This is a genomic window from Ruminococcus sp. AM42-11, assembly GCF_003480145.1.
Taxonomy (GTDB): domain Bacteria; phylum Bacillota; class Clostridia; order Lachnospirales; family Lachnospiraceae; genus Blautia_A; species Blautia_A faecis.
The window spans coordinates 38,031-58,759 of sequence record NZ_QUIO01000011.1 but is presented as its reverse complement, the minus strand read 5'-3'; the positions used below and the strand labels follow the sequence as shown (position 1 = coordinate 58,759).

The following is a 20,729-nucleotide window of genomic DNA, read 5'->3' as shown; positions in this document are numbered from 1 at the left end:
CACCATGAAATTAAGTTTGAATGCACAGCTTTTTCATACTGTATATTCCTATGCCGGTCACTTCAGGTGCGTTCCAGTTTATAAGTTCTTTAGATTTTCCTCATATATTTTTCAATTTGTTCTCACAGATTCATCACAAATTCCGCGTATATTAATAAACAAATAAAGCGAAAGCTTTTTTACATAGATTATAAATATACTTTTTCTTTTTCATACTTGCCGGGCCAAAAGGTCCGGCCCTCCTTCTTTTTAGGAGAATTTTCGGAAGTTGCTTACGTCGGAGAATTCGAATTTGATTATAAATTTAACATAAAAAATCCCAGTCTTTAGAAAAGAACTGTCTTGATATTTCTTTTCTGACCGGGATTTTTATAATTCAGGTTCACTCTTCTTTTAACGAAAAAACACTGAGCCACAATAAAGTGTAGCCCAGTGTTTTTTCTTATAACTCATCAAGCCCATAATCTTCAAATTGGAGAGTTTCTTTATCCAATTTTAAAGCTGATCCGGTTTCTCAACTGTATAAACACTCTGATCCTGGATTGCCGTTGCTCCAGACATATCTGCTGTGTCGCTGTAGGAACCAGTTGTAATGGTGTACTCGCTATCGCCCTGTACATACACAGTTCCGTCTGTACCCTGAATTGTTACAGTTTTTCCATTACTATCTACAATTGTTCCCTCATTTTCCAGAGATGAGACAGTACTGTCGCCAGTTACAGTCCAGGTGGAATCTGCGCTTACATAAACGTTGCAGTATCCCTCTCCGCCTTCGCCTGCATAGCTCTCATCATCTACAACTGCACCTGTCAGGCTGCTGCCTTCTGTGAGATAAAAGTCAAGATCACTGATAGAATCCCAGATCACATCTCCCTGCATATCCTGACTGATTCCTGTAAAGTGACAGTCAGCTCCGTTAACCCCAGACTGTCCCCAGCCTCTCTGGTTGGTGTTACCTGTGCACTGCAGGAAAAATTCATTGTCATCGTTATAGTTAATATCCACGTTATTTAAAGTAATCGTACTCTCTGTATTGGTTGTATAAAACACACCGCCGTTCTCAGAAGTCAGGCTGCCGCCATCCATCTGGAAGGTACTGTTACCAACCTCAGAATCACCAGACATGCTCTGGTAAAGGATTACAGTCCAGGTATTATCATTCTGATCCAGATCACTCATGTTTCCTGTCAAGTCACAATCATAAAGGTGAATAGAATTCAGACCTTCAATACAAATAGCCTCAGAACCATTTGCTGTCAGAGTTGCATTGCTTACCGCAATATCAGCTGTGCTGTAAACAGCCGGGGAACCAACGCCGTTGGAAACATAATTTCCACCATCGATCACCATTGTTCCGCCGCCTCTGTCACTTCGGATTGCAGCAGAAGACTCACCGTTCGTTTCTACATCCAAGTCCCATCCGTAAAGAGTACCACCGCCAGCTACATGAACACCACCAGAGGTATCCTGAGTCGTTTTCACAATTGTACCAGAAGCATATACAGTTCCATCACCATATGCAAAAAGCCCTGCACCACCTGCTGCATCTGTAGTCACGCTGCCATCTTTCACATAAGCAGTACCATCTGTTGCCAGAACAGCAGCTCCTACACCATAGAAGCTGGAATTGTCTCCGCCCTTGCTGTCCTCGGAAGTTCTAGTAATAGTATCATTATCAAGAGTAACACTTGCACCTGAAGAAATCAGTGCTGCATTCTCGTCAGTTCCTGTTGACTCAATTGTCTCATTTGATACAGTTGTATCTTCTGTATACTCATTTGCTGCCGTATAACTGTCCACACCCTGAGACTGGCCATCAGGACCTCCCTGTCCTGGAGCGCCTTGTTCATCACCGCCAGGCTGGCCCTGACCGCCCATTTCCATGGACATTACAGTAATGGAAGCAGCATTTCCATCCTCATCTAAAGTGATAGAAACGATATCGCCCTCCTGAATGTCAGAAAGTGAAATCTCCTCAGCCTCTGCGGACTGTCCGTTACCATCTGGTTTTTCCGGCTCTTCTCCGTCCTGGCTATCTGTATTCTCACTTTCCTGGTTATCGTCAGCTGCGTCCTGACTGTCACTTGCTCCATCAGAAGAATCAGAACTCTGTCCATCACCTTCCGGCTTCTCTGGCGCACCGCCATTCTGTCCATCTCCGCCAGGCTGCATACCGCCTGCCTGCTTTGTGATCACTGTATCCGCAGTAATTGTAATCGTCTGCTCCTCGCCAGTCAGATCCAACATAGAAGGCGCCTCACCACCCTGACCGTTTCCATCCGGTGCTCCGCCATTCTGTCCATCTCCACCAGGCTGCCCCATCTCTTTCATAGTCCCAACCGCAATGGTAATCTCCGAATCAGAAACCGACTTAACCTCACCAAGTACCACATTCTCCTGACTCTCATCACCATTCTCATCCGAAGCATCTGCCTCACCACTTTCATCATTCGCCGCATCCGCAGCCGTCTCCGTCTTACTATCCTCCGCATAAACCATAGCCGGAACAGAAGTTGTTGCTACCATAATTCCCATTAAAACTGCTAAATATCTACGTTTCATACCCATTCATTTCCTTTCTGTATTCATTCAACCCTTCCGAAGTCCTCATTCTCTCCATCCGGATCATTTTGTTTTGTGTTCCTTATGGCTAATAATATACAGACCAAATGTGTGCAATTAATGGGAAAACTGTGTTCATTCCATGGTCAACCTGGTAAGAAACTGTGAACTCCCCCAAAAGAATATGCCGCAACAACCAAATTTAGGCGAAATATACTCCACTCAAAGAATACACATAACAGAAATGATTTTTGACAGAACTCAAGAAGAAAGCTGACTAAAAATATACAAAAGAATAGAATATAGTAAACACGAAAATCTCCCCAAAAGGAATCAGCCAACGTTTCCTACCAGTACACAACGCTAAGCAAACGTAATTACCATCCGACTCTCTTCCCAGGCGCTGCGTCACTTCCTCCCCTCCTTCAACTACTCCCACCTGCAGCCGCCGTCCTGTTTTCCCCTTCGCCAGTACACAGTGAGAGGAAGGTGGTGTCGGCTGGGGGCTTTGCCAAAATGGGCGTTTGACGAGTATAGCGTCCCTAAGAATTGCACTGTCTGAGCCCTGCAAGGGCGAGTTTGCAATTCTTAGGGACAATAGGCGACGCAGTCAAACGCCCATTTTGGCATCGCTCCTAGCCGACACCACCTTCCTCTCACGTACCTTAATGACAGAAAAAAACAGGGCGCCATCACGCACCCTGCTTCATTCTCTTAATAACCTTAAGTCTGGTAAATTCCTCTCTCTCCTTCTCCTCCAAAGCATTGGAAATATCCTTGGTCAGAGCCTCGAACTTCGGAATCGTAATATTCTTCAGCGCATTCGCCCTCTTCTGAGTCTTCTTAATATTACTAGCCAGTCGAATCGCTGAATTCTCAATCATAGACAGCTTAATGGAAAGCTCCTTCACCCTCTCAAAAGCCGCCTTCGCCTCATCCAGAGACATCTTCGTACTATAATAAGCATATGTCGGCACATTTCCCGACTTATCATACTCCACCAGCGGAATCTCCGTACCCATAACACTACGTGTCTTAATACGGATAGAATTCTCCACCGGCACCGTATGGGAAATCTGATCCACAAACGCGATACCCATCTCCATATTCGCTTTCTGCAAAGCCTCATACGCAGTCCGGAACGTCTCGTCAATCTGTCCCTGGATATCCTTCGCCTGATCAACCAGATTCATCATCTCACGAATCAGAATATTACGCTTCTTATCCATCAGTTCGTAACCCTGACGGGAAAGAGCAAGTGAATTCTTAGCCAGAATTAAATTACCCTTGGTAGGAAAGGTATTCGGATCCATTCAAGTCACCTCACTCTTTATTTGGTAGTCTCGTGATAATACTGATCCAGAATCTTAGTATCAATACGGTCAAGCTCATCCTTCGGAAGCATACCAAGAAGCTCCCAGCCCTTATTCAGAGTATCGATAATACTTCTGTTCTCTGTATCTGTCTGACCGACAAACTCAGCCTCAAACGCCTTACCAAACTGCAGATACTTCTTATCCAGAGGAGAAAGCTCGTCCTCACCGATAACAGAAGCAAGGGCTCTCGCATCTCCAACCTTTGCATAACAGGAAAACAGCTGGTTGGCAACATCCTGATGGTCTGCTCTTGTGAAGCCCTCACCAATACCATCCTTCATCAGACGGGAAAGAGACGGCAGAACATTGATTGGCGGGTAAATACCCTGTCCATGAAGCTGTCTGTCCAGAACAATCTGACCCTCAGTAATATAACCGGTAAGGTCAGGGATCGGATGGGTAATATCATCATTAGGCATGGTCAGAATCGGGATCTGTGTAACAGAACCTGTACCACCGGAAACAATACCTGCACGCTCATATAAAGTAGCAAGCTCACTGTAAAGATATCCAGGATAACCTTTACGGGAAGGAATCTCTCCCTTGGAGGAAGAAACCTCACGCATTGCCTCACAGAAAGAAGTAATATCTGTAAGGATAACCAGAATATGCATACCTTTTTCAAAAGCAAGATACTCTGCTGCAGTCAGGGCAATCTTCGGAGTCAGAAGACGCTCAACAGTCGGATCATTTGCCAGGTTCAGGAACATAACAACATGATCGGAAGCACCGCTCTCCTCAAATGTTCTGCGGAAAAACTCTGCAACATCATACTTAACACCCATTGCAGCAAACACAATGGCGAAATTCTCATCAGAATCAGCGCCCAGAGAAGCCTGACGCACGATCTGTGCCGCCAGCTTATCATGTGGAAGACCGTTTCCGGAGAAAATCGGAAGCTTCTGTCCACGAATCAGGGTGGTCAGACCATCAATTGCAGAAATACCGGTATTGATGTAGTTACGCGGATACTCACGGGTAACCGGGTTCAGCGGCAGACCATTGATGTTCAGGCTTACCTCCGGTGTGATCTCGCCCAGCCCATCGATTGGCTGTCCAATACCGTTAAAGGTACGTCCCAGGATTTCCGGGGAGAGCCCGATTTCCATAGGATGACCGCTAAGACGTGTATGAGTGTTTCCAAGGGACATATTATCTGTACCCTCGAAAACCTGAATTACTGCTTTATCTTCGTATATTTCAATAATACGGCCAAGCTTTTCGGTACCGTCATCCATACGGAAGGAGACGATTTCCTCGTAGGAAGCGTTTTTAACGCCTTCCAGAACTACAAGAGGGCCGTTTATTTCACTAAGGCCTAAATATTCGATTGCCATAAAAACTTACCTCCCTATCAGCCGTTTCTCTCTAATACGTTATCATAGAATCTGTCGATGTCAGCCTTATACTGGTCAAACATCTCAGGTTTGTTATTCGGAACATCATATTTGATAGCAATAACACGCTCAAAAATATTGTCCTCCTTCAGTACGGAAACCGGCATTCCCTGATTAACAAGGGAACGGCACTTCTCGTACAGATAAAGGATGATCTCCATCATATTGAACTGCTTGCTCATCGGTACACAGGTATCCTCTGCATGGAACGCATTCTGCTGAAGGAATCCAAGACGGATAACCCTTGCAATCTCCAGAGTCAGCTTCTGGTCATCCGGAAGAACATCACTACCGATCAGCTTAACGATTTCCATCAGGGAACTCTCCTGGTTCAGAATCGCCATCAGCTGATTACGGTCGCTTACAAATTTAGCAGAAACATTATCTCTGTACCATGGGGTTAAATCCTCCAGGTACTCACTATAACTTGTAAGCCAGTGGATAGCCGGGAAATGACGGGCATAAGCCAGAGATTTATCCAGTCCCCAGAAACAGCGGACGAAACGCTTTGTATTCTGTGTAACAGGCTCGGAGAAGTCACCTCCCTGTGGGGAAACTGCACCGATGATGGAAACAGAACCCTCTGTTCCATTTAAGTTCTGCATCATACCCGCTCTCTCATAGAAAGCGGAAAGCTTGGAAGCCAGATAAGCCGGGAAGCCTTCCTCTGCAGGCATTTCCTCCAGACGTCCGGATAACTCACGAAGAGCCTCAGCCCAACGGGAAGTGGAGTCTGCCATGATGGCAACGTCATAACCCATGTCACGATAATACTCAGCCAGTGTAACACCTGTATAAATAGAAGCCTCACGGGCTGCAACAGGCATGTTTGATGTATTGGCGATCAGAGTGGTACGGTCCATCATCAGGTTTCCGGATTTCGGGTCGATCAGTTTACTGAAATCCTCCAGAACCTGTGTCATCTCGTTTCCACGCTCACCACATCCAATATAGATAATGATATCAGCGTCAGACCACTTTGCGATCTGGTGCTGTGTCATAGTTTTTCCAGTACCGAAACCACCAGGAATCGCTGCTGTACCACCCTTTGCAATTGGGAAAAGGGTATCCAGGATACGCTGTCCGGTTACAAGCGGCACGCTTGCAGGGAAACGCTTGTAGGTAGGTCTTGGCACACGGATCGGCCATTTCTGCGCAAGTGCGATATCGCGCTCACTGCCATCAGAAAGACGAACCGTTACAATCGGGTCAAGGATGGTATATGCTCCGTCCGGAACTGCCTTGATAACCTCAGCCTCTCCAATTGTTGGCGGAACCATGGATTTATGAAGAATGGAAGCTGTTTCCTGAGTCTCGGCAATGATAGTACCTGCGCTTACCATATCTCCAACTTTAACAGTTACATGAACATCCCATTTCTTAGCAGTATCAAGGGAATCAACACTTACACCACGGGAAATATATTTTCCGGAGGATTTTGCGATCTCCTCCAGAGGACGCTGGATACCGTCGAAAATGTTATGAATGATTCCAGGTCCCAGAAGAACGGAAATAGCATCGCCTGTTCCCATTACTGTATCGCCTGGCTTCAGTCCTGTTGTCTCCTCGAAAACCTGTACGGTGGTCATGCCCTTTTTCAGACCAATGACCTCACCGACCAGCTTCTCAGGTCCAACATAAACCATCTCGGAAATCTTAAATCCCGGGTCGCCTTTCAGATAAATAACAGGACCGTTAACGCCGTAGATAATACCTGTTTTATTCATGGCTCAGCCCTCCGTCAAATTTGAATTCTTTTTTCAGCTTCTCATAAGCACTCAGGAAAGAGTTGTCGATCAGGATGTTTTTAGCCGGGATTGTGGCTTTGATACCACCCATAAACGGTTCATCGGAAATCTCAACTGTGAATCCGGTCTTTGCTACAATAGAGCGCTGTAATGCTGTATCTTCAGCGGAAAGATAGATAAAAATCTCATCATTTCCTGCAAATTCTCTTGCCTTCTGGATTCTGCTGCACAGATAATCCTGATACGCAGGACTCTCCATGAAGTTCTCCAGATGATTCTTAACCTCTACAAAAAGCTCGTTTTTAAGCTCTGTCTGTTTGGCTGTCCAGTCACGTCTTAAAGTCAGCTGCTCAGCAGAAAGTGCCTTGTTTACCTCTCGGGTAGCATTTTCTGTCTCTGCCTTGATCTGTGCCTCGGCATCCATTTTTCTTGATTCTTTATGCTTTTCAAACATTTCTTCCAGACTCTTCTTATGTGCTTCCAGTGTATTCTCAGCCTCTGTCTGGGCTTCCGCAACGGAAGTGTCGTAGAAATGCTGCAGTTTTTCTTCAATTGTCATGCTTGGTCTTCTCCTGCCTATAACTTTAAGCCAATGGCTTCGTTAACATATCCGGTAATAAAATCAGGTTTGCGGCCTGTACCATGCCTGTCAGGGATTTCGATGATCAAAGGCGTTTTATGGTTCAGCTTTACATCGTCCACGATCTGGGGAAACTCCCTGCCGAATTTCTCGGTCAGGAGGAGAATCCCGATTTCCTTGTTGGCGATTGCTTTTTCCAGAGCGTCCTTCAGTTCGTCACGCTCATGGACTACCACGCCTTCCACACCTGCCAGTCTCATCCCTGTGCAGGTATCGATGTTGTCACTGATCAAAAACATTTTCATAATTATAATTTACCGATGATCATGAAGGAAATGATCAGACCGTAAAGAGCAACACCTTCGGCAAGACCTACGAAGATAAGGGATTTACCAAGAATGCTCTGATCCTCGCTGATTGCACCAAGAGCTGCACTTGCCGCACTGGCTACGGCAATACCACCACCAATACAGGAAAGACCTGTAACAAGAGCTGCTGCAATATATCCAAGACCTGTTGCAATACCTGCATCAGCGCCTGTTGCAGCCTGTACAGAAGAGCTTCCTGCAAACATAACCATTGCTGCTACTAACATGGTACCAAAGAAGAAAAATGCGTTTGTTGCGATTGTTGTTTTGTAACGTCCACGGCTCTTCTCGCCGATGAAATAGTAACCAAATGGAACGATAATGCTTAATACAAGCGCTACTGCTAAAATAATCTGTGTCATAACTGTCATGATAATTGACCTCCTCGTGTTTTAACATTTGTAATGTCACTGCATTTCACAGAGACATTTGATAAATATTTCACTACCAGCGGCAGTTTACTTTGCCTCCGCGTCAGAACGGAACGGCTCGAATTTTCTTCCGCTTCCTTTGTAGAAACGGCTAAACATCTCGTAATACTCAAGTCTCAGTACCTGGATACCAACGATCAGACCCTCAAGACCGCATACGAAAATATTTCCGAGAACAATCACTACCCAGTTCGGGCTTCCGTTCTCAGCACCGGCCAGCATCAGTACAACCTGCATCATAGCTGCATGGCTGACTGCATAGCTCCGATACGCACGAAAGAAAGTGTGTTGGAGAAATAGCTCAAAAGGACTTCGAACATCTCGAAAAATCCCTGAACAATAAACATTCCCACACCGCCTTCAAAAGCTGCCGGCTTCTTTTCCACAAGGTTTGTAAGAGGCTCTTTTAAGAACATTACAAGCAGCGGAAGGATAAACATAATGCAAAGAACAATACCGCCAGGAAGCTTATGGCCTGTCATGAACAATGCAATTACAATCACTGCGGATCCATAGAATACAAGGCCTGCAACAGAGTTGGTATCAAACCATACTTTCTCTGTATCCTTTGCTTTCAGGGAATTCATAATATTAAAAATCATGCACAGAAGAATGATTCCCATACCAAAGCCAATAGCGATAATAAATACGGTATTCAGTTTTCCGATAAAAGGCACATTCATCATGGCATCCATAGGCCTTAACCATACAGGCTCTATAATATCTTCAAATCCGAAGACGCTGCCGAACATGAAGCCAAAGAATGTGGAAAAGATACCTGCACAGCTGATGATTCCGGCAAGATCAATATGCTTGAATCTGTAAAGAAGATATCCGCCGATCAATAAAACCAGACCCTGTCCTGCATCTCCGAACATTGCGCCGAAAATAAAGGAATAAGTGATGGCGATAAACCAGGTTGGATCCATCTCTCCATAAGCCGGAAGGCCATACATTTTGGTGTACATTTCGAATGGCTTGAAAAGCTTGGGGTTCTTCAGCTTGGTAGGCGGTGTCTTATGGGCATCCTCCTGCTCATTCTCATCAATCAGACAGAAAATACGGGAATCTCCGGAAATATCATTCTGGAAAGCTTTGGCATCCTTCTCTGTCATCCAGCCACAAAGGATATAAAATGGTTCCTTCGGCTTATAATCGGCTGCTGCCTCTCCCTTATTTTCCCCATGTGTGCATGCTGCCAGTTTACGGATATCAAAGTTCCGTGAAAACTGGGAAAGTGTATGTTTGCAGGAAACAATGTCGGATGCATTTTTTCTGAAGAAAGCTTTTCTTGCCGCTTTGTTTGCATCAAGATCTGCAATTGTTTTCTTGTACTGCGCTTCAAGTGCTGTGTATGCAGCTTTGGCAGTTCCATCATACTGATCCGGTACAAAGATTTTTTCAAAGTGCATAGCAGAATATACGGCATGAATTCGCTGTGCTTCATGAACGGGAACAAAATAAATTCCCCAGATATAACGGTCATCTTCATCACATTTAATGAAAATCGTATCCAGATTATCATAAATGTATGTTTTAAATTTATCGAAATAATCTTTCTCGATCCGTCCAAAGCGATAATGGATATAACGCATTTTCAGGATTGACTGCACATCAAAGTCTACATTTCGGAAAGGATAGATGATACGAAGTGATTCTGCCAGAGAATCACGTTTCTCTTCCAGTTCCTGACGGGTCTTGTTAAGGACATCCGCTTCATCTTTGATCTGCTGTACGAAAGAGAGAGCTTTTTCGATTGGCAGCTTCTTCGCAGAAGCCTGCTCCGGGTTCTCAACCTCTTCATAGAAGCTTCCGACTGTGCTTAAAGCTTCTTTATAAGGATTGATTTCAAGATAAGGGGAAAGATTCTTCACATCTGTGAGCTCAGTAAGAGCATTCTCCAGATGAATCTCATACCGGCTGAGGTAATTATTTACAACTCGGTCGATATCCTCTCTTGGCCCGGTAATGCTGACAAATTTCATTTTCTCAATCACATTGCTACCTCCGGGTTACTAATTGTTGTGAACATAATGCATTGCCTCGTCCGGATCAACCTGGTAACGAACACACTCCAGTGCGATGGTCAGACGGTTTACCTCATGCTCTTTGTGGTAAAGATAAGAATACAAAACAGCTACTGAATAAGGATCCTTGCGAGCCTCTTTCTCAAGCACGGTACGGAGCAGACTATTATAAAGCTCCTCCATGGAGATCAGGTTCAGCTGCTGATATTTCCTGCCGTACCAGGTACGGGAAAAGATCTGCTCACCTTCTTCTTTGCTGGTAGCTTCCACCAGAGCTGTGATTTCTTCTTTCTTTAGTTTATAATTCACGGGAATCAGCTGTGCGTAGATGGCTGCCGGCTCCATTTTGTAATAACGCTTGGATCGCAGGATAAACTGCAGATTCAGCATATCAAACTTCTCACCATAAGCCTTGGTGATCTCGTCCAGATCGTTTCCCTTGAATAACTTTTTGCGGACACTCCAGATCTGATTAAAATAATAAAGATCAAGAGCCATTCCGTAGTCAAATAAAAGTCCATTGCCGTTCTCATATACGCTCTGAAGCGGAGCATAGAATTCATTGCCCTTCAGGGCTGTCATGAACTCATCCATATTTCCGGCACCTGCCACTCTGTCAATGTCCAGCTTGGAATGGTGCAGGAAAAAGTCGCGGTAAGGACTCATATCCACAGGATCGGTGCTTCTGTGATCAAAGAGATTCGTCATGATCTCTTTCAGAACACGGATTTCGTAGCGCTTGGAATAAAGTGCCAGGAACTTGCGCTGCTCCTTGTTTGCAAAATTGTAAATGCGGGAGAAATTTCCGAAAATGGATTTCTTCAGAAGCTTCTCGATCTCACCTCGGTGAAGATTATTCTCATCAAGGTCTGACCATGCTTTCGCATATTCCGGCGTTTTCTTCAAATAAGCGGCTACCTGTGGAACGTCCGAAAAGCGGACGATTTCCTGAAGCTGTTCATCTGTCACCAGATGACTGCTCATAGCGCGTATTTTCGTGGAAATTCCGCTGTAGGAAAGAACGCTTCCCATTACATCACTTCCTCCTGAATGATCTTTTCAAAAATTTCTCTGGAAAGGCGTTCGTGATTCTTCGCATAGTAAGCGTCCAGCTGACTTAAGGCAGCCTGAGTGTCTTCCCGCAGGGATGACAGGCGCTTATCCTTCTCACCCTCAAGATTCCGGCGAATTTCCTTAATCTGCTCTTCTGTCTGTTTCTCCAGCTGGGTGTCGAATTCCTTGGACTGCCTTTCCATCTCAGCTGAAAGAGCTTTCTTCTTCTGCAGTGCATCCTTCATAATGGTCTCTGCAGTTGTCTCTATCTCGGATAACTTACCGATTATCTGTTCCATTTTTCCCCTCCTTTTTCAAGTTTTAAGTATCTTACACCCATTTTGATGAAAATACCAGTCAAACTTTGCCTAAAATTTTCACAAAAATTCAATACAATTCCAGATGTTTTGACTAAAAATTAACGATCTTATCAATTCCTGTCATATCGAAATTTTATACTAGGTACACGTATTAATTATAAATAGGAAGAAAATGCATATTTATACAGAGTTCTCCCACATTTTTCCGTTTACTTTTCTTATTGACGCATTTCATATTCAGTCAAAATTAGTCAGTTTTTTCAATTAAAAGAACTTTGCGTTTTCCCCCTGACATAGAATGTGTTTGAAAAATCACGATATCAATATTATTGCGGAAAAGCAGGAAATCATGTATAGTAGTTTTGTTAAGAATGAATACAATTTCAGCTGATTCTGACAAGCATTTTTTACCACCCGGTAAACTTTTGCAAAGAGCCGGAATCAGTTTCATACAGCTATAAATATAATTACAGGAGGAACCTATGCGACTTAGAAATATACCAGGCGCCAAAGACGCAATTGCAGAAAGTATCTACGTGATCCAGAATCCCCAGGAGAATAAGGGAAACTGGGACAAGGTTTTCCCACAGCATCAGCCTGTCCATCTGGAGGTTGGCATGGGAAAAGGCCGCTTTCTTATGGATATGGCGAAGCTCCATCCGGAGATCAACTATATCGGAATCGAAATGTATGACAGCGTACTCCTTCGTGCCATTCAGAAGAAAGAAGCCCTTGCAGAAGAAGGACAGGAGCTTTCTAATTTAAAATTCATGCGCATGGATGCAAGACTTCTTCCCGAAGTTTTTGAAAAAGGCGAAGTTTCCAGAATCTATCTGAATTTCTCTGATCCCTGGCCTAAGGCTCGCCACGCTTCCCGCCGCCTTACCTCCCGGGAGTTTCTTTCCCGCTACGACAAGATTCTGAAAGAAGACGGAACCATCGAGTTCAAAACTGACAACCGCGGTCTGTTCGACTTTTCCCTGGAAGAAGTCCCGGAAGCAGGATGGAAACTGGAAGCTCACACCTTTGACCTCCACCATAACGAAGAAATGATGATTGGAAATGTAATGACCGAATATGAGGAAAAATTTTCCTCTATGGGAAATCCGATCTGTAAGATGATCATTCGTCGTTAAATGTTTCACCTTGCTGTATTTCTTTTCATATTATAAGGAAGAAATATCTGGCAGGAGTTTTTTATATGAAGCGAACCAGATCTTTGCAAAAATTTGCTGCTCAATTTGGCTATGAACATAAAAACAGAAGCAATCCCTTCTCCGGCATAAAGAAGCATGCCAACGAACTGTCCAAACTGCTGGACAGCATGTTTCCCAAGGATAAAAACAACAAAGAAAAATCATAAAAAGGAAGCCAAACAAATGAAAAATTCTCCGACAGAAGTGAAAAAGAAAGAAACGGAAGAGCGCAAACGTCAGGAAGAGCTGGAAAAACAAAAGCGTAACGAAACGTACCAGCTTCTTGGCGGTTCCCAGAATGACAGTGACGCAGACGACGATTCCTCATTAGAAGGAAATATCCAGCAGCTGGAAAATTACAGCTACTTTGACGGCGACAAAATTCTTGAATCCCTAAAGCTTGCCCCCAAAGACCGAAAAAACGGGGAATCCATCTATCGCCAGCAGAAAATGAATGTCACAGATATTTCCTGCGGCTACGACAGGATGAACGGTCAGCGCCTTGGCCAGATTGAAGCAACCTTCCAGACTGGCAGAGATATCTTCGGCGTCACCCTTCTTTTCTCTCACGAGGAAGTTACTTATGCAAGATGCGGATGCCCGGAATGCCACAGAAAATACTGGGGCTGGTATTCTGATAATTCCAGGTGCCAGTATACAGCTGCACTTGCCTTCTATATTCGTGATTATGTAAACCACAGCAATTTTTCGGATGCCACTGACATGAACGGAGACTATCTGCTGAACTCCTATCGCAGAGGACAGCTCAAAAATGACCAGAAAGAAACACCGGCCCATGTTTCCGCAAGTGTTTCCCTGGTTCCAAGACTGACACAGAATGACAATAAGCTTTCCGTTTCTTTTAAGGTAGGAACTTCCAAAATGTTCGTGGTAAAAAAACTGGATGACTTCTGCCGTCAGGTTCGCAACGGTGAGACCGTTCAGTATGGAACCAGCACCCAGATCAGCCACAAAACGCAGGATTTCACAGAGGAGAGCCGCAAATGGATCCGCTATATTGACCGGATCGTCCGCGAGGAAGAGCAGTTTGTAGACAAAATCCAGAATTCCGGCATCTATTTGCCAAAAAAATTTAATGTTGGCAATTCTCTGGATCTTTTTGGCTGGCGTCTGGACAGTTTTTATGACAATATTTGCAATGATAAAATAGATTTTGAAGATAAAACTCCGGATGCTGCCCGTAAAAAAGCCCAGCTTCACTGCAAAACAGGGAATCCACGGATTTCCATACGGATTCTGGATGCCTCTAAGGACAAAAAGCAATTTGACGGTGTCACAGTAAAGGGATACATCCCAGAGCTTTTTCAGGGTATGGACTCTTCATACTTTATCCAGGATGACAGCTTCTGTAAAACCGAACCGGCCTTTATGGAGAAGGTCCGTCCATTGACAGCGCTTTCCAGAAATGGAGAATTCCACTTCCAGATGGGGCGTAATACACTGTCCAATTTTTATCACAATGTGCTGCCCCAGCTTCAGGAAGTGGCGGATATTACGGAGGAAAATCCGGAGAAATTCAGACAGTACCTCACGCCTGAAGCACACTTCGTATTTTATCTGGACATGGAAAACGATAACGTTATCTGCAAGGTAAGCGCCTTTTATGGAAAAAGAGAATTCTCTGTAGGAAAGCTTTTACTTCATGAGGATATCTCCCCGGACCAGCAGTTCCGTGACTTTCCTCTGGAAAACAGTGTGCTGGATCAGACCATGGAATGGCTGCCTTACTATGATCCCGACTTTGACGTACTTCACTGCAACCATAACGAAGAACTTAGCTATCAGATCATGGAGTCTGGAACTGCCGCCCTCATGGAGCTTGGCGAAGTACGCTGCACCAACCGTTTCCGCAGCAGACACACCTTAAAGACTGTAAAGGTTTCCGTTGGTGTGTCCGTATCCGGCAGACTCCTGGATCTGAATATTTCCACGGATGATATTTCCAGCCAGGAGCTTCTGGATATCCTGAAAAGCTATCAGCTGAAGAAAAAATATTACAAGCTGAAAAGCGGCGAATTTGTCAATCTTCAGGAGCAGAACCTGGAAATGTTGGCAGAACTGATGAAAACCCTTCATCTCACCCCAAAGGAATTTGTCAAAGGAAAAATGCACATTCCGGCATACCGCACCTTATATCTGGATCAGATGCTGGAGAGCAACGAAAACATATATGCCAACCGTGACCGTCATTTCCGTGAAATCGTAAAAGGCTTCAAAACCATTAACGATGCCGATTTTGAAGAGCCGGAAAGCCTTTCCAGAATCATGCGAAAATACCAGAAGAACGGTTATAAATGGCTGCGTACCCTGGAAGCATGGAAATTTGGCGGAATTCTCGCCGATGATATGGGCCTTGGAAAAACCTTACAGGTAATCGCAGTTCTTCTTGCAGCGAAGCTTGAAGGAAAAACCGGCACATCCCTGGTAGTAGCTCCTGCTGCCCTTGTTTTCAACTGGGGTGAAGAGCTTGCCCGATTTGCCCCACAGCTGAAGGTATCACTGATCGCAGGAAGTCAGTCCGAACGTCAGGCGAAGCTTCAGACGTACTCAGATTTCGATGTTCTGGTCACCTCTTACGATCTTTTAAAAAGAGATATTGACCAATATGAGGAAAAAGAATTTTTATACCAGATCATTGATGAGGCACAGTATATCAAGAATCACACAACAGCAGCAGCCAAATCTGTAAAGGTGATCCACAGCCAGACCCGCTACGCACTTACCGGAACACCAATTGAGAACCGCCTCAGTGAGCTTTGGAGCATTTTCGATTATTTAATGCCGGGATTTCTCTACGGTTATGATTCCTTTAAAAAGGAATTTGAAACTCCGATCGTAAAGAACGACGATGAGTCTGCCATGACCCGTCTGCAGAAAATGGTGTCTCCATTTATCCTTCGCCGTCTGAAAGAGGATGTGTTGAAGGATCTTCCTGAAAAACTGGAAGAAGTCCGTTACGTGAAATTTGAGGATGCACAGCAGAAGCTGTATGATGCCCAGGTTGTACATATGAAGGAAAAAATTGCCCAGCAGGACGAGGGCGAATTTAATAAGAGCAAATTGTGGATTCTGGCTGAATTGACGAAGCTGCGACAGATCTGCTGCTCTCCTTCTCTTTGCTTTGAAAATTACCGCGGTGAATCTGCCAAGGCTGAGAGCTGTATGCAGCTGATCCAGAGTGCTATTGATGGTGGGCACCGTATGCTTTTATTTTCCCAGTTTACTTCCATGCTGGCTCTTCTTCAGGCAGCACTGGAAAAAGAGGGGATTCCTTATTACATCATCACTGGGGAAACCTCCAAACAGAAACGACAGGAGCTTGTGAAACAGTTCAATTCTGATACCACTCCTGTATTTCTCATTTCCCTGAAAGCAGGCGGCGTTGGACTGAATCTGACAGGTGCAGATGTGGTTATCCACTATGACCCCTGGTGGAATCAGGCTGTCCAGAATCAGGCCACTGACCGTGCCCACCGTATCGGACAGACAAAGAAAGTTACCGTGTACAAGCTCATCGCCCGCAATACCATTGAAGAAAAGATCCAGAAGCTCCAGGAAGCAAAGCAGGATCTGGCAGAGCAGATCATCAGCGGTGATATGGGACAGCTGAGTGGTATGAGCAGGGAGGATATTCTGGAATTGTTGTAGGAAATGAAAATAGATTGCTGTTTAGTGGAGTTGTAATCCCCCCACTAAATAGCAATCGTAAAAGTTTTCGAAAAAATTTAAAAAAATTATAAAATTCCTATTGACTTTTGGTGCACACCTGATATATAATACATCTTGCGTTGAGGAAATAACAACTCAGCGAAATAAGAGATGCGCCTTTAGCTCAGTTGGTAGAGCACCTGACTCTTAATCAGGGTGTCCAGGGTTCGAACCCTGAAGGCGCACTGAAAGCACTGTTTTTGCGGACAAAGCGATTGCCGCGGGGACGGTGTTTTTTTGTGCCTGCAAAGCCAGTAAGATCAAGGCTTTCGGGGATTTTAACCCTTTCGACTATAAATTGTAATCTCACGTTTTTCCAAAAACTGTTACATTTGGGGTAGTTACAAATGGTTACATTTGAATACATTTTTGAATACAAATAAAGTATGCAACTTTACCTTTCAATTTCTCTTAGCAAAAAGCCCTCTGCCATAAATCATATCTGATTCTGGCAAAGGGCTTTCTTCACTTGATTTTTATAAATTTTTCTCTTTCCTTATTCTCATAATTTGCTCCATTGGAACTCCAAATATCTGAGAGATCTCTGTAGCATTGTACTTAATATAAAAATCAGCTGTTCTGCGCCTGGGATGCTCTCACGGTTGCCAACCGCATTCGTAATCCTATACTTTTTTGTCAGACATTTTATCGTTTTTGGCTTTAATTGTAATATTTTCCGCGAATATTCTATAATATTTTGATTTTGTAAAAGTCAATACCTTTTTGCCGATTTCTGTCGAATTTTACATTTTCATAACAATAACCAAAACATTTGTTTCGATTCCCATTATGTAAATCAACTCATCCACATGCTTTTCCATGTGGATAATGTGGATAACTTTGTGCATAACTTGATTTTTCAACATTTTTTCATATTTTTGAAAGTGGAAAACTTTCTACCTATTAATTCACCTATCCACATTTTTTTTAAGTCTTTGTGCAATCTGCTAATTTCAACACTTTTCGACATTTTCCCTTGCAAAATATCGTATTTACAATACCTTACAAAATACACACAAATCAATTTTATTCTCTCACCATTCCCCTTTGTATCGTGGCATGGTTACCGTTCGCAACCTTCACAGTAACAGCTTCGCAATGCACAAAAATCATGCTTTGCATGATTTCGCGCCGCAATTCTCGGGTTTTCTGCGAACCTTGTTCAAAAAAGCACCTCGCGGAATGTTATCAGCGAATAACAACGTGGCAGACTCCCGTCACTGTACAAAAAGGCCGGGGAAACCTTCCCCGGCTGTAAATGTCAGAACAGGATAACCGGATTTCATATCCGTTTTATCAAATGCTCCGCTCCCTCACTCTTATTCACTAAAGAAGCCGTCCGCTTCAATGTAAGTTCCTACTCCCACAGGCGCCTCATAATCATAGTTGGAAATCTTGATTCCAGACGCAGATGTACTTGCATGGATAATCTGTCCATTTCCAATGTACAGTGCCACATGGCTGATTCCGCTTCCATAGAAAATCAGATCTCCTGGCTCCAGATCTTCCACGCTTTTTTTCGCTGATTGATTATACTGATCTGCTGCTACTCTGGGCAGTGAATAGCCAAACTGTGCAAACACAGACATTACAAACCCGGAACAGTCTGCTCCGTTTGTCAGACTTGTCCCACCGTAAACATAAGGATTTCCCTCAAACTGCAGCGCAAAATCCACGATTTGCTGACGAAGCTCTTCCTCAGAAAGTACCTCCTCTGCCTCTGCAGTCTCTGTCATCCCAGCTACAAATGCCTCGCCCGCCTTTTCCACAGCAGCCTTAGTCGCTGCCTGTGGAAAAATCATCTGAGAACAGACCGTTATACACATTGTCATTCCGCAGATCAGTTTTTTCATTTTATTTTTTAACATTCATACACCTCTCAATTTATATAAAATCACCCTTCAAAATGTTACATTTATATTAAGCATATGTAACAATTACGCATAATATCACAACAATCTGTTACCGTCAATTTTGCTCCCACAAATAAAAAAATCGCCTTTTCCGTGAAATCCAACAACTTCCCCATGACATCCCCAACTAATTTCGTCATTCCCATCAGTCTTGTACACAAAATACACATAATCTTAAAGCCATGGAACCAAATATTTCGCATACTACACTGAAATTCTCAATAATATAGTAGAAATCCCCCAGAGCAGAGGGCATCCTATGTCAAACAGACCAAAATTCACCGCCGCTATTCTGGCTTTTTTTCTTATTATCTGCTTCACATTTTCCTGGCTTTTCAGTCATGTCTTCTCCGAAAATGCCAGCTTCGAAAACTTCGCGGAGTCCATATTTGAAAAAGAGGTTTCCGGAAACGCCCTGAATCTTCATTATTCCCTGGCTTATCCGGAAAAACAGGGCATCTCACGCCCCCGCGCTACCCTTGGCACAATACATCCCAACAATGAAAAAGCCTCAGCCCAGTGCCAGGAATATGTAAAAAAGCTGAAAAAATTTTCCCAGTCAAAGCTCAGTACTTCCAATCGCCTGACCCTTGATCTGCTCCTCCTTTACTACCACACCGAAGCCTCTCTGGGCGACAATTATCTTTTGGAAGAGCCGCTTAGCCCAAGCCTCGGGATCCAGGCGCAGCTACCTGTACTGCTGGCGGAATACTCCTTCTACACCAATCAGGACATCACCGACTACCTGAATCTGCTCTGCAGCACAAAAGAATATTTCCAGAGCATTCTCGCCTTTGAACAGACAAAATCTGATGCCGGATTTTTTATGTGCGACGAAACCCTGGAACGCATTCAGGACCAGTGCCGTGCTTTTATTCAAAACCCGGATTCCAATTATATGCTGGAAATTTTTTCTCAGAAACTAAAAGCCTATGGAAAGCTTTCCGAAAAGGACCAGGAACAGCTGAACCTGACCCATAAACAGATTCTGAAGGAAAAGGTTCTCCCCGCATATCAAACGCTGATAGAAGGTCTGGAGCAGCTTCGGGGAACAGGCAAAAATACCGGAGGACTGGTCAATTTTTCTGGCGGAAAGGAATATTACCAATATCTTCTAAAAAGCCAGGTGGGAATCTACATACCTGTGGAAAAACTGGAAAAGCGCCTCACCCAGCAGCTTTCCACCGATTCTCAGGAAATTTCAGAACTTTTGAAACAGCATCCACAACTTCTCACATTGCTAAATGAGAAAACGGATTTGCCAGATATGGAGCCCACACGGGTCATGGAGCTTCTGGAAAAAAATATTCAGCAGGATTTCCCCTCCACTGCTTCTGTAGATTTCGAAATCCGGTCTGTACATAAATCCATGGAAGAATTTCTCAGCCCGGCGTTTTACCTGACACCGCCAATGGACACAGGAGCGCCAAATGTTATTTACATCAATCATGGACGGCAAATTTCCAATCTGGAGCTTTTTACCACGCTGGCGCACGAAGGCTTCCCCGGTCATCTTTACCAGACCGTTTATTTCGGACGACAAAGTCCATCCCATATCCGGTATCTCATCGATTACAGCGGATACGTGGAAGGCTGGGCCACTTATGTGGAAAGTTACGCGTATGATTATGCAGCAGATTATCTGTCTGCCGGCACCTTATCCTCACAGGAAGCTTCTGCTTGCACGCGACTTTCCTGGCTGAACCGCAGCGTGAATCTGTGCATTTACTCCCTGTTGGATGTGGGAATCCATTACCACGGCTGGACTCCTGCGCAAGCCGCCCGCTTCCTGAAACTTTTCGGAATCCGTGATGCTGCTGTCACGGCCGAGATTTACCGATATATCACCGAAACACCTGCTAATTATCTGAAATACTATGTGGGATATCTGAATTTTCTGGATCTGAAAGAAGAACAGCAATCCCTCCTTGGCGAAAACTTTGATCTGAAAAGTTTTCATCAGAAGATACTGGAAATCGGCCCTGTGCAGTTTCCGGTTTTGCGAAAATACATGAACGAGAAATTATGA

General features: G+C 44.2%; 16 protein-coding genes and 1 tRNA gene. 5 read left to right on the top strand and 12 right to left on the bottom strand.

Annotated features, from left to right (window positions below; genetic code table 11):
• Window positions 1-495: 495 nt before the first annotated feature.
• The 11 genes from DW904_RS08365 to DW904_RS08320 form a co-directional block, all read right to left on the bottom strand.
• On the bottom strand, window positions 496-2,562 hold the full coding sequence (locus tag DW904_RS08365) for a hypothetical protein (protein ID WP_118579371.1): 2,067 nt from the start codon (window positions 2,560-2,562) through the stop codon (window positions 496-498).
• Between the two features lie 692 nt (window positions 2,563-3,254).
• Window positions 3,255-3,875: a V-type ATP synthase subunit D gene (locus DW904_RS08360; RefSeq protein WP_118579368.1), complete on the bottom strand. Its 621-nt coding sequence runs from the start codon at window positions 3,873-3,875 to the stop codon at window positions 3,255-3,257.
• 17 nt (window positions 3,876-3,892) lie between these two features.
• A complete protein-coding gene (locus DW904_RS08355; protein WP_118579365.1) occupies window positions 3,893-5,275 on the bottom strand; it encodes a V-type ATP synthase subunit B in 1,383 nt (460 codons plus the stop codon).
• Window positions 5,276-5,292: 17 nt separating this feature from the next.
• A complete protein-coding gene (locus tag DW904_RS08350) occupies window positions 5,293-7,062 on the bottom strand; it encodes a V-type ATP synthase subunit A (RefSeq protein WP_118579362.1) in 1,770 nt (589 codons plus the stop codon).
• Window positions 7,055-7,642, bottom strand: a complete 588-nt coding sequence (locus tag DW904_RS08345) for a V-type ATP synthase subunit E (RefSeq protein ID WP_118579359.1) — start codon at window positions 7,640-7,642, stop codon at window positions 7,055-7,057. Before DW904_RS08345 ends, DW904_RS08350 begins: the two co-directional genes overlap by 8 nt.
• A gap of 17 nt (window positions 7,643-7,659) precedes the next feature.
• Entirely contained in the window at window positions 7,660-7,968 is a 309-nt protein-coding gene (locus tag DW904_RS08340) for a V-type ATP synthase subunit F (RefSeq protein WP_117851005.1), read from the bottom strand.
• Window positions 7,969-7,970: 2 nt separating this feature from the next.
• The gene (locus tag DW904_RS08335; protein ID WP_118579356.1) at window positions 7,971-8,402 is read right to left on the bottom strand and encodes an ATP synthase subunit C; all 432 of its coding nucleotides are present in this window, start codon (window positions 8,400-8,402) and stop codon (window positions 7,971-7,973) included.
• An 87-nt stretch (window positions 8,403-8,489) separates the two neighbouring features.
• Complete coding sequence (locus DW904_RS25255; protein ID WP_347562069.1) at window positions 8,490-8,702, bottom strand: hypothetical protein; 213 nt, start codon at window positions 8,700-8,702, stop codon at window positions 8,490-8,492.
• Window positions 8,699-10,459 carry a V-type ATPase 116kDa subunit family protein gene (locus DW904_RS08330; protein WP_347562068.1) on the bottom strand — a complete coding sequence of 587 codons (1,761 nt, stop codon included), beginning with the start codon at window positions 10,457-10,459 and terminating at the stop codon, window positions 8,699-8,701. Before DW904_RS08330 ends, DW904_RS25255 begins: the two co-directional genes overlap by 4 nt.
• 18 nt (window positions 10,460-10,477) lie before the next feature.
• On the bottom strand, window positions 10,478-11,521 hold the full coding sequence (locus DW904_RS08325) for a V-type ATPase subunit (protein WP_118579353.1): 1,044 nt from the start codon (window positions 11,519-11,521) through the stop codon (window positions 10,478-10,480).
• Window positions 11,521-11,841, bottom strand: coding sequence for a hypothetical protein (locus tag DW904_RS08320; RefSeq protein WP_118579350.1), 321 nt, complete (start codon window positions 11,839-11,841; stop codon window positions 11,521-11,523). The genes DW904_RS08325 and DW904_RS08320 overlap by 1 nt, the downstream gene beginning before the upstream one ends.
• A 503-nt stretch (window positions 11,842-12,344) precedes the next feature.
• On the opposite strand from DW904_RS08320, the gene trmB reads away from it, so the two are divergent.
• The 4 genes from trmB to DW904_RS08305 all read left to right on the top strand — a co-directional run bounded on the left by trmB (window position 12,345) and on the right by DW904_RS08305 (window position 16,972).
• Complete coding sequence (trmB, locus tag DW904_RS08315; RefSeq protein WP_118579347.1) at window positions 12,345-12,998, top strand: tRNA (guanosine(46)-N7)-methyltransferase TrmB; 654 nt, start codon at window positions 12,345-12,347, stop codon at window positions 12,996-12,998.
• A 65-nt stretch (window positions 12,999-13,063) separates the two neighbouring features.
• The gene (locus tag DW904_RS22830; protein ID WP_195698969.1) at window positions 13,064-13,225 is read left to right on the top strand and encodes a hypothetical protein; all 162 of its coding nucleotides are present in this window, start codon (window positions 13,064-13,066) and stop codon (window positions 13,223-13,225) included.
• Window positions 13,226-13,241: 16 nt separating this feature from the next.
• Window positions 13,242-16,727 carry an SNF2 helicase associated domain-containing protein gene (locus DW904_RS08310; protein ID WP_202187692.1) on the top strand — a complete coding sequence of 1,162 codons (3,486 nt, stop codon included), beginning with the start codon at window positions 13,242-13,244 and terminating at the stop codon, window positions 16,725-16,727.
• A gap of 173 nt (window positions 16,728-16,900) precedes the next feature.
• Window positions 16,901-16,972: transfer RNA gene (locus tag DW904_RS08305), tRNA-Lys, on the top strand.
• 1,134 nt (window positions 16,973-18,106) lie between these two features.
• Here DW904_RS08305 and DW904_RS08300 read toward each other — a convergent pair.
• On the bottom strand, window positions 18,107-18,655 hold the full coding sequence (locus DW904_RS08300; RefSeq protein ID WP_118579342.1) for a C40 family peptidase: 549 nt from the start codon (window positions 18,653-18,655) through the stop codon (window positions 18,107-18,109).
• 304 nt (window positions 18,656-18,959) lie between these two features.
• Between DW904_RS08300 and DW904_RS08295 the strand changes: the two genes are divergently transcribed.
• Window positions 18,960-20,729 carry a DUF885 domain-containing protein gene (locus tag DW904_RS08295; RefSeq protein ID WP_118579339.1) on the top strand — a complete coding sequence of 590 codons (1,770 nt, stop codon included), beginning with the start codon at window positions 18,960-18,962 and terminating at the stop codon, window positions 20,727-20,729.

Bases quoted from the DNA above. Each gene is read 5' to 3' on its own strand.
- DW904_RS08340 (WP_117851005.1), bottom strand. From the start codon at position 7,968: ATGAAAATGTTTTTGATCAGTGACAACATCGATACCTGCACAGGGATG.
- DW904_RS08295 (WP_118579339.1), top strand. From the start codon at position 18,960: ATGTCAAACAGACCAAAATTCACCGCCGCTATTCTGGCTTTTTTTCTT.
- DW904_RS08300 (WP_118579342.1), bottom strand. From the start codon at position 18,655: ATGTTAAAAAATAAAATGAAAAAACTGATCTGCGGAATGACAATGTGT.
- DW904_RS08320 (WP_118579350.1), bottom strand. From the start codon at position 11,841: ATGGAACAGATAATCGGTAAGTTATCCGAGATAGAGACAACTGCAGAG.
- DW904_RS22830 (WP_195698969.1), top strand. From the start codon at position 13,064: ATGAAGCGAACCAGATCTTTGCAAAAATTTGCTGCTCAATTTGGCTAT.
- DW904_RS08335 (WP_118579356.1), bottom strand. From the start codon at position 8,402: ATGACAGTTATGACACAGATTATTTTAGCAGTAGCGCTTGTATTAAGC.
- DW904_RS08345 (WP_118579359.1), bottom strand. From the start codon at position 7,642: ATGACAATTGAAGAAAAACTGCAGCATTTCTACGACACTTCCGTTGCG.
- DW904_RS08310 (WP_202187692.1), top strand. From the start codon at position 13,242: ATGAAAAATTCTCCGACAGAAGTGAAAAAGAAAGAAACGGAAGAGCGC.
- trmB (WP_118579347.1), top strand. From the start codon at position 12,345: ATGCGACTTAGAAATATACCAGGCGCCAAAGACGCAATTGCAGAAAGT.
- DW904_RS08360 (WP_118579368.1), bottom strand. From the start codon at position 3,875: ATGGATCCGAATACCTTTCCTACCAAGGGTAATTTAATTCTGGCTAAG.
- DW904_RS08355 (WP_118579365.1), bottom strand. From the start codon at position 5,275: ATGGCAATCGAATATTTAGGCCTTAGTGAAATAAACGGCCCTCTTGTA.
- DW904_RS08350 (WP_118579362.1), bottom strand. From the start codon at position 7,062: ATGAATAAAACAGGTATTATCTACGGCGTTAACGGTCCTGTTATTTAT.
- DW904_RS08365 (WP_118579371.1), bottom strand. From the start codon at position 2,562: ATGAAACGTAGATATTTAGCAGTTTTAATGGGAATTATGGTAGCAACA.
- DW904_RS08325 (WP_118579353.1), bottom strand. From the start codon at position 11,521: ATGGGAAGCGTTCTTTCCTACAGCGGAATTTCCACGAAAATACGCGCT.
- DW904_RS25255 (WP_347562069.1), bottom strand. From the start codon at position 8,702: ATGATGCAGGTTGTACTGATGCTGGCCGGTGCTGAGAACGGAAGCCCG.